General features: G+C 29.5%; 12 protein-coding genes. All 12 read left to right on the forward strand.

All coding sequences use genetic code 4. From position 1 onward, the window contains the following. Nucleotides 1-10 precede the first annotated feature (10 nt). The 12 genes from ACI2WZ_RS01100 (at nucleotide 11) to argF (ending at nucleotide 13,145) form a co-directional block, all read left to right on the forward strand. Entirely contained in the window at nucleotides 11-1,042 is a 1,032-nt protein-coding gene (locus tag ACI2WZ_RS01100; protein WP_500244978.1) for a formate/nitrite transporter family protein, read from the forward strand. A gap of 366 nt (nucleotides 1,043-1,408) precedes the next feature. Continuing rightward, nucleotides 1,409-2,980 carry a YfcC family protein gene (locus ACI2WZ_RS01105; RefSeq protein WP_500244979.1) on the forward strand — a complete coding sequence of 524 codons (1,572 nt, stop codon included), beginning with the start codon at nucleotides 1,409-1,411 and terminating at the stop codon, nucleotides 2,978-2,980. A 161-nt stretch (nucleotides 2,981-3,141) separates the two neighbouring features. Beyond that, the gene (locus tag ACI2WZ_RS01110; RefSeq protein WP_500244980.1) at nucleotides 3,142-4,035 is read left to right on the forward strand and encodes a hypothetical protein; all 894 of its coding nucleotides are present in this window, start codon (nucleotides 3,142-3,144) and stop codon (nucleotides 4,033-4,035) included. Nucleotides 4,036-4,059: 24 nt separating this feature from the next. Then, entirely contained in the window at nucleotides 4,060-6,249 is a 2,190-nt protein-coding gene (locus tag ACI2WZ_RS01115; protein ID WP_500244981.1) for a PTS sugar transporter subunit IIC, read from the forward strand. Nucleotides 6,250-6,271: 22 nt separating this feature from the next. Beyond that, the gene (locus ACI2WZ_RS01120; RefSeq protein WP_500244982.1) at nucleotides 6,272-6,571 is read left to right on the forward strand and encodes a PTS sugar transporter subunit IIB; all 300 of its coding nucleotides are present in this window, start codon (nucleotides 6,272-6,274) and stop codon (nucleotides 6,569-6,571) included. 65 nt (nucleotides 6,572-6,636) lie between these two features. Next, nucleotides 6,637-7,743 carry a DUF871 domain-containing protein gene (locus ACI2WZ_RS01125; protein WP_500244983.1) on the forward strand — a complete coding sequence of 369 codons (1,107 nt, stop codon included), beginning with the start codon at nucleotides 6,637-6,639 and terminating at the stop codon, nucleotides 7,741-7,743. After that, complete coding sequence (locus ACI2WZ_RS01130) at nucleotides 7,743-8,012, forward strand: hypothetical protein (RefSeq protein WP_500244984.1); 270 nt, start codon at nucleotides 7,743-7,745, stop codon at nucleotides 8,010-8,012. The genes ACI2WZ_RS01125 and ACI2WZ_RS01130 overlap by 1 nt, the downstream gene beginning before the upstream one ends. A 104-nt stretch (nucleotides 8,013-8,116) precedes the next feature. Continuing rightward, a complete protein-coding gene (locus ACI2WZ_RS01135; RefSeq protein ID WP_500244985.1) occupies nucleotides 8,117-9,895 on the forward strand; it encodes a PTS transporter subunit EIIC in 1,779 nt (592 codons plus the stop codon). Nucleotides 9,896-9,944: 49 nt separating this feature from the next. Further along, nucleotides 9,945-10,154, forward strand: a complete 210-nt coding sequence (locus ACI2WZ_RS01140; protein WP_500244986.1) for a hypothetical protein — start codon at nucleotides 9,945-9,947, stop codon at nucleotides 10,152-10,154. A gap of 2 nt (nucleotides 10,155-10,156) precedes the next feature. After that, nucleotides 10,157-10,831, forward strand: a complete 675-nt coding sequence (locus tag ACI2WZ_RS01145) for a phage minor capsid protein (protein ID WP_500244987.1) — start codon at nucleotides 10,157-10,159, stop codon at nucleotides 10,829-10,831. Between the two features lie 129 nt (nucleotides 10,832-10,960). Continuing rightward, complete coding sequence (locus ACI2WZ_RS01150) at nucleotides 10,961-12,139, forward strand: arginine deiminase (RefSeq protein WP_500244988.1); 1,179 nt, start codon at nucleotides 10,961-10,963, stop codon at nucleotides 12,137-12,139. A gap of 10 nt (nucleotides 12,140-12,149) precedes the next feature. Continuing rightward, nucleotides 12,150-13,145 (forward strand): ornithine carbamoyltransferase, encoded by a 996-nt coding sequence (gene argF / locus ACI2WZ_RS01155; protein WP_500245178.1) that lies wholly within the window; start codon nucleotides 12,150-12,152, stop codon nucleotides 13,143-13,145. Nucleotides 13,146-13,176 lie beyond the last annotated feature (31 nt).

Raw genomic sequence — 13,176 nt, forward strand, 5'->3', positions numbered from 1 at the left:
TAAGGAAAGTATGGATACAAAAGAAAAAAAGATAAGAGCTGAAATAGAAGAATTGAAAAAACTAGATTATAGTCTTTTAGATGAAACAGAGAGTTTTATGCTTAATGGATTATTAAACGGCTTTATATCTTCGATTAATAAAATCCGTGTAACGTTTTACAAACAAGTCTTGTTGGGAATATTGAGCGGTATTATTCTTGGTTTTGGTTATACAGCATGTATTATTGCAAGTAATTCTTTACCTCAATTTTTAAAAGAGTCTGGTCTAGGAAATATATTAATGGGACTTATTTTTCCAGGGTGCATAATATTGATAACATTCTTGGGCGGTGGTTTATTTACTTCACACGTTGTAGCTACAATACCGTGACTAAAGAAGGCGGTAACAACAAAAGAATATTTAAATGGTATTTTTGGAGTACTAATAGGAAACCTACTAGGTACATTGATTTTCGTTATTGTTTTCTTAGTTGGTGGAGGTCTGCTCCTAAAAATCGGGTCGAATAGTAGTTCTGTATCCTTTATGGATGCTGCTTATGAAAGTGGTATAAAAAAGTTATACGAATTGAGCTCATTTGTAAAATCGAACTCAAATAACTACACAAGTAAGATGATTTTCTTAAGTGTCCTTTACTCATTTGGCGGAGCAATCCTTTGTAACATAATGGTTTCTTCAACATTACAATTAACTAACTCAACTAAAAATCACGCTGCAGTATTCTTGCTTATGATATTTCCAATTTTCTTTTTTGTTATTTCTGGATATCAACATGGTCCGGCCAACACTTTTTTCTTTTGGATAATAATTGCACGCAATATTTTCAATCCAGAAAACTCTCATGGAACAGAAATAATTTTATTTCTTTTTGTAAGTTTGATCCCCACATTATTTGGAAATTGGGTTGGGGGTTCATTTGTAATACCGGGTATTCTAAGTTTAGTTAATAAAAAATATACAAACTTATTGTTTAAAAAAGAGAGAATCACATTATTGAAAAATAAATTATCAAATAGCAAAAACAACAAACATTCAATCAACTAGTTTTAACTAGTTTTTTTATTAATAAATTATGATTGATATTCAAAAATACTTTAAATAGATATGAAAGGAATAAAGTTTTTATATTCTTTTGTGATAATTTTTTAAGATATTTTGTGAAGATATTTAATTCGATGATTTATCAATTCTCATTACTACTACTTAATTTTAAGAAAGTAATTATTCAAAATATATTTAATATATAATAAAAAAAGAATTAATGCATTTAAGTTCAAAATGATAAGTTTATATAAACACGAGAGTTTTATATAGGAGTACAGTTAACAAATTTACTTATATGTGTTAAATTAAAATAATATTAAATTAATATATCAATATTCAATAATTATAGAATGCGAGAGCCAAAATATGTCTAATAAAAAAGACTCTTTACCATTTACGGAGAAAAGAAAACAAAAAAAGAAAATTAAAATGCCTACATCATTCACTATAATTTTTATGGTTTTAGTAGCACTTATGCTTATATCTTGAATATTACATTATAGTGGGGTTACAACAACAGTAGAAAACTCTAGTGAACCTAGCCAAAAGGTAAGAATAGCTGCAATTGGTATTGTAGATCTTTTTGTTTCTATATTCGAAGGTTTCAAAGATAAAATTAGTATCATTGTTTTTATATTTTCAATTGGAGCTTTTATCTATGTCGTTATGAAGTCTAAATCATTAGATGCATTAACACAAACTATTGCTTGAAAATTTAAGAATAAAATAATATGAGCGATACCTATTATTGTTACTTTTTTAAGTTTCTTGGGTTCAACTTATGGATTAGCAGAGGAAGCGATTGGGTTTCACATGGTAATTATTCCTTTGATGCTTGCTGCGGGATTTGATAAATTTACAGCTATAAATACAGTATTACTTGGTGGAGGTATTGGACCAATGCTTGCAACATTTGATCCATTCCTGATTTTTGCAGCTGTTGATGCTTCTAACGGAAATGGACCAGAAATAGTTTCGCAAACGGATGGTTTAATTTTTAGATTATTAGCTTTTGTTATTGTTACAGCCTTTACTTGCTCATATATTATGATTTATGCTAACAAAGTTCATAAGGACCCAACCAAGTCATATACATTTTCAACTTTGGAAGAAGACAAAATATTCTATTTGAGCGAGCAAACCGAACCAGTAAAATTAACAAAAAAAAGAATATGAATAAATATCATATTTTTACTAACTTTTTTCATAATGATATCTTATTTATTTGCTTGGGATAAAATTCTAGGTTATCCAAAAGATACCGGACCTTTAAAAGACTTTGGAAATTGAATAAATAATAACATGCCATTTTTAGCTAGTTTTGTACCAGGTCTTGGAGTTGGAGATATGGAACATGTAGCAGCTTTTTTCTTAATATCATCTTTAATTATCTCTTTTCTAATATGAGAAGATGAAGAAACAATGGTAAAAGATTTATTGAATGGTGTAAAGGATATGGTTGGTGTAGCTTTTATTATTGGAGTAGCAGGAGCAATAACGGTCTTACTTAAAAAATCTTATATGAGTAATCTATTGAGTGATGGTATTAATTTAGTTGGTGGGAATATTAAGCCCTTTGTATTTATAATCATAACATTCTTATTATTTCTGCCTATATCATTGGCAATACCTTCCACAACGGCATTCGCAACAGCTATTTTCCCAAATTGAGGGAAATTAGCTTCTAAAGTTACTACAGGAACAGGTGTTTCTATGGTGAGTGGTAGCATAACTGCATTTGCGTTCGCAAATGGATTTTGTAATATGATTTCTCCTGCTTCAGGAATCGTTGTTGGTGCAGCACAAGTGGGTAGAATGGACTATGCATCTCTTGTCAAAGGTAATCTTAAATTCTATGCAATTTTATTTATCTTATTATTTATCTTGCTTTTGATAGGAACATCATTCAATTATATTAACGAAACCGTATTTTTCTAAAACTTGTAAAAGTTTTTTTTATTTTTTAAAAATTGATAATAATTATAAATTAAGCAACAATGAGTGGTTTTAGAAATTAATCTAACATTGATTCTTACTATACAACTTGTTTCTTGAATAATTCATATTATTTGTTATATTATTATAAAAAGAGGTTAATTATGAAGAGGTTATATATTATATTTTCAACATTATTTTTATCAACCCCAATTATTATTTCTTCTGCAAACTCGGTTTCTTGCACAGAAACTTATTCTTCCAAAATTAAAGAAATTTTGGAGTTGGATAGAGAAAATATAACTAAAAAAAACGAATACAAGATAGAATATGATTTTGAAAATAAATTTGATCTATCTAAGGATACCAATTTTACTTCAAATGAAATTGTAGATATTGTTCGTAAATCCTTAATTTTATTCAAAGAATACAAAGTATTCTGAAATACTTTTATAAGCAAAACAGATGATGATGGAAATAATAGGTTTTCTAAATGAATCACTTATTTGTTAATGGATTATTCCTCATATGGTGTATCTAAAGTTATGAACTATGAATCAGAAGTTAATTTTTTAACTTATTTAGAAGATTTTATTTTAGAACCATCATTTCAACTTTTAACCGCTGCATTTGCGGTTCTTAGAAAAAATTTAAATATCATTTCAAGTTGTTATGAAAGCGTAATGAATAAAAATAAAGAGGATTTCCAATCCTATGATTTTACAAATTCAGAACTATATGAAATTGATAGTTTGATAAAAACAATAAAAGTAGGACAATTTGTGCCGTTTTTTAAAGTTATTTATTTAAAAGTAGTCAAATCTATGGGTGCAAGCAATACACAAATCAAGTTCGACGAAAACCTTTATAACTATATAAATGTAGGTAATTTCGATATGAATGACTTATTAAAAAAATACGATGTTGATCGTAGTTATCTTGATTGCATTAAATGTAATGAAAGTATCAAGTACTTAGAAAGATTTAATGTATCTTCAACTAATTCTCTTTATTTTTATGATATCGAGGCAATTAAAAAAGACTGATACCATGATTAATTAATAGAAGGGAGATATTAAATAATGGATCGATATGTCAAATATCCCAAAGTTAGCTATGTTTATGGAACGATAAACAAACTTGAAAAGAATATCAAAAAAAACAAAGTCGAGCTTAGAGAGACTAACGACCTCATTTTAGATAAAAAACATGACTTAAGAAGTATCAAAAGCAGATTCACAAAAATAAAAAAAGATAAACTGAAAGAGATACAAGATGAGTTTAATGTTCAATTATTAAATGCAAAATATCAAAAACAAAATATCAAAAAAATGTTTTTAGATTACGAGATAAAAAAAGCCAAATTAATCAAAGAGTACCAAGAGAAAATTATAAATCGTTCAAACACATTAACAAATGAAATAAACTCTATTACATCCGCAAATAAGTCTTTAAAAGATAAAAATAAAGAGATGAAATTGAAACTCAAAGCTAGTAAACGTTTATTGAAAGAATACTGAAACGAAACCAAAGTTGAACGAGAGGTTAATGAAAAACAATTGTTAGAATCTCTTCGTGAAAGCAAGAAAAGCTCAAAAGAGAATATTTTAAAGTTCAAACTTGAGTTTAAAGAACAGTATAAAAACTTAATAGATGAGTTCAAAGCAAATAATCCGGAATTAAAATTAAGTTGATGAAAGATCCGTAAGTTCGCTTCAAAAAGAGTATCAAATTTTAAAAGTGAGGCCGAAGAAAGTCTATATGACCTAATCGTAAAAATTAATACTCTTAAAATAGTTCTTCGAAATAAAACTTTATTCCAAAAATCGAAAATTAACAATATCAAATTAGAATTGAGATACAACAAAGGAAAAACTGGGGCTATTACATTTAAAACTTTTGTTGATAAGACTACATTATTTTCTGGAAAAATCTCAAATTGAAAGATACTTGTAGCACTTAGAAATGGTTTTTTTTCTTTAATGCCCTTAGTTATAATAGGTGCTTTATTTATATTGATTAATAACATTTTGCTAAGCGCATCTAATGGTGGTTTATTTAGTCTATTTTCATTATCAATAGACCAACTTCAAATTTTGAAAAATTTACAAGATATTGGTAACAATATTTGAAATGGTACCTATGCATTCTTTGCGTTTATGTTAGCAGGTTCAATTGCCTATCATCTTGCGCCATTTTATAAGGTTAATCAATGATCTAGTGCTGTTGTTGGTATGGGATCATTTCTAGCAATGAATCCATTATTTGTTAAAGATTTATCTAGTTTCGGTACTACTGGTATGTTCACTTCTATCGTGGTTTCTATTTTATCAACTATCATTTTTGGAAAGATATCAAAGAATAAGAAACTAAAAATAAAAATGCCAAAATCTGTTCCTGAGGGTGTTTCTAAGTCATTTAACGTATTGATTCCGTATGCTTTTACGATGATGACATTTGGTTTTACAGCATTTGTAATTACTCAAGTGGGTATCTTTGTTGGACCTGTTTATGTAATTCAAGGTAAACCCCCAATATCATTTTCAACAATAAATGAATTGATTGTAATTTTGATACAAAAACCATTAGTTCATGCAGTATCTGGTCTTGGAGGTATGATAGTTATCGTTCTTTTATGACAAGTGTTGTGATTCTTAGGGATACATGCTGGTGGAGTTTTATCACCAATAATTGAACCAATCCAATTAGCAGGTATAGGTGAAAATCAGAATGCTATTGCCTCTGGAGGTATTCCTTCTTATGTTTTTACAAACCCATTCATGAATAATTTTATTCATATTGGTGGAACTGGTGGAACTTTCGGTCTTATATTAGCAATTTTTATTTTTTCAAAAAGAGTGGATTATCGTTTTATGGCTAAAGTAACGCTTGTGCCATCAATATTTTGTGTGAACGAACCTCTGTTATTTGGTTTACCAGTTGTTTTAAATCCTGTTTTATTTATACCATTCATTTTGGCGCCATTATTAGCTGGTTTAATTGCATATATATCTACTGTGACAGGTATTATGAATTATTCTTCGGTAATTGTTCCGTGAACGACACCACCAGTTTTAGGTGGCTTGTTAACAACCAAAGACTTATGAGGTGCTGTTGTAGCTTTTGTTAATATAGGTGTATTGTTTGGAGTATACTCTCCATTTGTTATCTTAGCTAACCTTGTTGAAAAAAAATCGGTTTTAAATAAATTTGGTTCACTTGAATCTCAAAAAGTAGTAATACCAGATAGAAAAAATATTGAATATTCATAAATAGGAAATAGGAGTACATAATATGAAAAAAGTTTTATTAGCTTGCACAGCTGGAATGAGTACTTCGATTCTTTTAAAAAAGGTCGAAGATGCCGCTTATGATAGTGATTATAAAATTGATATTAAAGCAACTTCGGTTGATGAAGCTAAAATTATTGGAGAAAATTATGATCTGATACTATTAGGTCCACAGGTTAGTTATGAAAAAGAAGCTTTACAAAAAATATTAACAATACCAGTTTTGGTTATAGATGCAGAAACTTACTCTATTGGAAGTGGAGAAAAAATAATAAACTTAATTATAAATACAATTGGAAAATAATTATAAAATCTCTTGAATAAAGAGATTTTTTTCTTGTTAAAATTAGTTTATGAAAGAGGTTACATATGAAAAGAAGGTTAGGTATATCAATTTATCCTGAACAATCATCTTTTGAAGAAGATAAACAATATTTAGAAAGAGCAAAAGAGTATGGTTTTGAAGTATTATTTACAAGTGTCCTTCACTTTGCTAATGACGAGGAATTTAATAATAAAGCCCAAAAAGTTTTGAGAAGTTTAAAATATGCTAAGTCACTTGGCTTTTATACAATATTAGATGTTGAATATAAATCAATGAGACTTCTCAATTTACAAATGGATAATTTAGGAAAGTGCAAACAATATGGAATTGACTGTTTGAGATTAGATTCTCCTAGTCTACCGTTTGAAATTGCAACAGTAACACATAACAATGAACATATCGATATACAACTAAATATGTCAAATAACGATCATTTGATAGATAATGTTTTAGATTTTCAACCAGTTAAAAGTAGGATAAGTGGTTGCCATAATTTTTATCCTATGAGATTTACAGGACTTCCTTTTGAGTTCTTTAAAAAAGCGAATAAGAAATTTTTAAAACATGGTTTAGAAACAGCCGCTTTTGTTGGTAGCCATTTTGGTAAGATGACAACTGCTTTTGATTGTAAAGAATTACCAACCTTAGAAGAACAAAGAGACCTAAGTATAAAGGAACAAGCCAAAATTTTATTTTATAGCAATCAGATTGATACTGTATTGATTGGTAATGCTTATGCATCTGAAGAAGAACTAAAAGAATTAAGTTCACTTGAACGTTACGAAATTACTTTTGATTTAAAAATACTAACAAATATATCGGAAGTTGAAAAAGGAGTTCTAAACTTTGAACACTTTCGAAGAGGAGATATTAATGAATACTTTATAAGATCAACTTTTAGCAGAGTAAAATATAAAGACGCGTCAATTGAACCAAATAATCTCAATAAGTTGTACACATACGGTGATGTTGTAATTGTAAACAACAATGATAAAAAATATAAAGGTGAACTTCACATAATACTCAAGGATAACTTAGAAGACACTGAAAATAAATATAATTATATAGGAAGGATCAAAGAATCGGAATTTAGGTTATTTGACTTTATCAAACCTTGAAGCCATTTTAGATTTTCGAGTGAGGAATTATAATGATAATATTAGCAAAATTAACTACTAATCAAGCATGAATTGTTTTAGCTATTGGAATTGGTTTGCTAGTACTTGGATTACTAGCAACTTTTTTCTTTGTCTGATTCAAAAGAAGAAAAAAAGAAGAAAAGGATACATTTAAAACCTTAACTAGTAAACAATCCTTTTTTAGGTTTTGACAATATTATGGAATAGTTATTGTTATGTTAGTTGGATATGTTGGTTCATTAGTTACATTGGGGATAGCAATTGGAAAATTTATAGGATAATAGTATAGAAAATATTCCAATAAAATCAAGAAAAAAACGAGAAATATTCAAAAAAATATATTATTATAATATAGACAATAATAGTCATAGAAAAGGAGAGCTATATGGCTGAACAACAAATATTTGCGAGCAAAAAAGAAAAAAGACTTGCAAAGAAAACAAAAAGTTCGTCAGGTGGTTCGGGGTCGTGGAACAACTTTTTAACAATGTTGCAAGAACTCGGTAAAGCATTGCAATTCCCAATTGCAGTTCTACCATTTGCAGCAATATTAAATCGTTTTGGTGCATTGGGTTTACAATACACATCTGAGATATTAGATAATGGTAGTGTATTAATCACAAATAAAGTGGGATATTGAATATCAACACTAATACAAAAACCAGGTGCGGTACCATTTGAGAATTTGCCTCTTCTATTTGCAATCGGAACTGCATTTGGATTAGCTAAAGATCATCGTGGAGAAGTTGCTCTAGTGGCATTAATCTTTTATATGTCACTGGCTGCATTAACAGCTGAGCATACTTTGCCTGAGATGTTTTATAAAGGCGTATTTACTTTCGAGGACAATAAAGGAGACATGTGGTCAAGATTATTTTATGTTCCTTTGTACAAAGAAGGTACTGAGGCATCGGTTGAAAATATAAGTGGGGGTAAATACATTCTTGATATAGGTGTATTAGGAGGTATTGTTTCTGGTTGTATGTCTGCATTTTTCTACAACAAGTTTAAAGATATTAAACTACCCACAGCTTTATCATTTTTTGGAGGTCGTAGATTTGTACCGATGGTTGCATTAGTTGCTGCTATACCAGTTGCATTATTATTTTCAATCATTTGACCTTGAATACAATATGGTTTAGTGTCATTTGGTGGGTTGGTAGCTAATCCTAATAATCCAATTGTTGCTGTACCTGGAACTGCAATTTATGGAGTATTAAATCGTTTATTACTACCTTTTGGTTTACACCAAATACTAAATACTTTCTTCTGGTTCCAACTACCTGTTGGTGACTTTAAAGTAGGTCCAATCAATGGAAATGTGATAGGAGATCCTACTTTTGTAAACGGAGATATTAATGCATTTGCCAACGGAATGTCAAATTCAGGATTATTCCAGTCTGGTTTCTTCCCAATTATGATGGGTGGAATGCCTTGTGCTGCTTTAGCCATGATAATGTCTGCAAGAAAAGAAAATAGAAAAGAAGTGGCAGGATTTCTTGGTGGGGTAGCAGCAGTTTCCTTTTTATCAGGAATAACTGAACCACTTGAGTTCTCATTCGTATTTATATCACCATTATTATTGTTATTACATGCTTTAATGACAGGTGTGTTTGTTGCAATAACTACTGGAATGCATATACAAATAGGATTCGGATTTAGTGCCGGTTTCATAGATTATTTGATCTCTTTTGCACAATCTTGAGGTATTGCAAAATATCACGATAGTCTAGTGTTGAGCAATCCCCTATGAATCTTGGTTTTATCAGTTGGTGCTGGTTTAACATATTATTTAGTTTTCTATATAACAATAACTAAAATGAATTTGGCAACACCTGGACGAGAAATAAAAGATGATGCCTCAATCAATTCTAACGACTTACTTGACAAAGAATTATCTAATAATTCTAAGATTACTAACAAATATGATTTGATGGCAGCAAAAATTATAAAAGCTGTTGGTGAAGATAACTTTGTAAGTATCGATAATTGTGCAACAAGACTAAGACTTATTTTGAAAGATAATTCATTAATAGATGATAAAATGGTCAAATTAGCAGGAGCCTTTGGAACAAAAAGATTGGGTGCAGAGGGTGCTCAAATTGTAATTGGTCCAGATGTTGAACATGTTGCTAATTCTATTAAAAAACAACTTGGTAAATAAAGTTTTAAATAAAATGATTTAATCATTTTATTTTTTATAAGGAGTATTTATGGCATTTATATTTGATGATGATATTAATTATATTTTTACATTTTGTAAAAGCTGTTGAGATTTTTCAAAGTTTATTTTTGAAATACCTTTAGATTTTGATAAAGAAGAACAACGTGAGGGATTATGTACAATTTGTAATAATAAACAAAGAATCTCGCTGATAGATTCCAAGGAGTATTATGAAAAACTTAATGAGGAGAATGTTTAAATATGTTTAATTTATCTAGTCTGAAATGATGAATGATTCTCATTATAATATTATGTGTTGTAATACTATATTTTGTTATTCCATGAAAGAAACTAAGTAAAAAGAATAAACAAAAAAATGATTTAATAAATAAACCAAAGGATAAAAAAATAAAGTATAAAAATGATAACTATAAACCTATGTTTGGAATTTATAATTGGTTTGGAAAAAAAGAAGCGCTTAGACTGAAATCCTTGATATATGTTGCAGAAGTAAAGGATTGTTGTAAACTTTGTCAACCATTCGAAAATCAAGTACTTTCTCTTGAAAAGTATGATAAAAAATATATTACTATGAGTGAAGCAATCTCTAAAGGCTATCATCATGTTGGATGTAAACACAAAGATATCAATTATTTTCCAGGAGATACTATTATTCCTAAGAAAAAATACACATCAGAAGAACAAAATAATTATCATAAGATGATCTTACATGTGTATAAATTAGAAAACGAAATTAGAAATATAAAATATAAAATAGATAATGATAAAAATACAGAAAAAAGAGAATCTCAACTTTTAGAAGCGGAAAATAATTATCTTAAGTATTGCAAGGGAAACAATTTGGTAGTTAACAAAAAAAGATTAAATCCCTCTATCAAGGACATAGAAAAATTCACAAATAACTTACAAGAGTAAGTTATTTTTTTATGTTTAGAATAATTTCTAATTAAAATACAAATATTAGTATTTTTTTTATATTTTAGGTTTATTATGTTTATGGGAAGGGAGATAGTTAACCATATCAATGATAGGAGTTGAAGGAATATGAGTAAAATTCAAGTATTTTCCGAAATAAAAAAAATTAACACAGTCTTAGTACATAGACCAGGTAAGGAGTTAGAAAACTTAACACCGAACACCTTAGAAAGATTATTGTTTGATGACACACCATTCTTAAAAGTTGCTCAAAAAGAGCATGACGAGTTTGTCGCTAAAATGAAAGCTAATAAGATTCAAGTTTTATATATTGAAAACTTAGTGGCTGAAGCTTTAGACCAAAATCCCAAACTTAAGGACGAGTTCATCGACACTTTCATAAAAGAAGCTAAGATTGAGGGTAAATGAATTGATAAATATAAAAACTATATATGCCAAATGAGCAATATAGATATGGTTAACGAGATGATTGCAGGTACTCTAAAAATTGATTTAGAACCAACAGATAAAAGCGATTATCCATTTATTTCCGACCCACTACCAAACGTACTATTTCAAAGGGACCCATTTGCATCTGTTGGTAATGGTGTTGTTTTGAACAGAATGTGAAGCGAAACAAGGAATAGAGAAACAATATTTCCGCAATTTGTGTTTAAAAATCACAAAGATTATGCCGATAAAGTTCCTTTATTTTACGAAAGACAAAATGAGTTTAGTATAGAAGGTGGAGACGTCCTTGTTTTAAATGAAGAATCATTGATCATTGGTGTTTCCCAAAGAACTTCAATGGAAGCAATTGAATTACTTTCTAAAAAATTATTTAAAGAAGGATCATATAAAAAAATATTAGTTTTAGAACTACCAAAATCAAGAAGTTTTATGCATCTTGACACTGTTTTTACAAATGTTGATTATGACAAATTTATTGTTCACCCAATCATTTTTGATGACCCAGGAGCTTTCAAAATTTATGAAGTTACTGAATGCGGAACAAAAACTGTCTCAAAATCTCTTATTGAGGTTCTTGAGGAACTTATCGGTAAACCACCAATTTTAATTAAATGTGGTGGTGATAACCCGGTTGCAGCTGATAGAGAACAATGAAACGATGGTACAAATGTTCTAACAATTGCACCAGGAAAGGTAATTGCTTATGACAGAAACTGAGTAACAATAAATCTACTCGAAAAAGCAGGAGTGGAAGTTATTTTAATACCAAGTAGCGAACTTTCTCGTGGTAGAGGTGGGCCAAGATGTATGACAATGCCACTTCATAGAGATAAATAAGGAAGGATATATAATGCTTAATTTAAAAGGAAAGAGTTTAATAACACTTTTAGATTTTTCTCCAAGAGAGATTGAATACCTTTTGGATCTTGCAAGAGATTTAAAAAGAGCGAAATACGCTGGGAATGAAATACCTAAGTTAACAGGAAAAAATGTGGTCTTACTATTTCAAAAAGATAGTACGAGAACTAGGTGTGCATTCGAAGTTGCTGCATTGGACCAAGGAGCTCATGTAACTTATTTAGGTAGTGCTGGTTCACAAATGGGTAAAAAGGAGTCAATTCAAGATACAGCTAGAGTGTTAGGAAGAATGTATGATGCCATTGAATTTAGAGGGTTTAAAAACAGTGATGTAGAAGCACTGAGAGATTATTCTGGTGTACCTGTTTTCAATGGTTTAACAGATAAGTATCATCCAACACAAATTTTAGCTGATTTTATGACTATCATTGAAAAATTTGGTACCCTAAAAGGTAAAAAACTTGTTTTTTGCGGGGATGCAAGAAATAACGTAGCTAACTCACTAATGATTGGTTGCGCTAAAATGGGTATGCACTTTGTTGCAGCGGCACCTAAGGAATTGTGACCAGACAAAGAGCTTGTTAAACGATGTCAAGAGATATGTGTAGAGACAGGTGCTAAAATCGAGTTTGAAGTTGACCCAATGAAAGCGGTCGATAAAGCAGATGTTGTTTATACTGATGTGTGAGTCTCTATGGGTGAACCCGATGAGGTTTGAGAAGAGAGAATTAAATTGTTGAGCCCATATCAAGTTAAAAGCGAGATGTTTAAAAATACAAATAAAGATGCTATATTCTTACATTGCCTTCCTGCATTTCACGATCTGAACACAGAAATTGGTCAAAAAGTTTTTGATAAGTTTGGTCTTACCGAGATGGAAGTAACAAATGAAGTATTTGAATCAAAAAGATCATTAGTTTTCGAAGAGGCAGAGAATAGAATTCATTCTATTAAAGCCATAATGGTAGCTATGATTGGCTTATAGATAATAAACCCTCAAAAAATTAAGGGTTTAT

This window comes from Spiroplasma endosymbiont of Megachile willughbiella (genome assembly GCF_964273395.1).
Taxonomy (GTDB): Bacteria; Bacillota_I; Bacilli_A; order Mycoplasmatales; family Mycoplasmataceae; genus Spiroplasma_A; species Spiroplasma_A apis.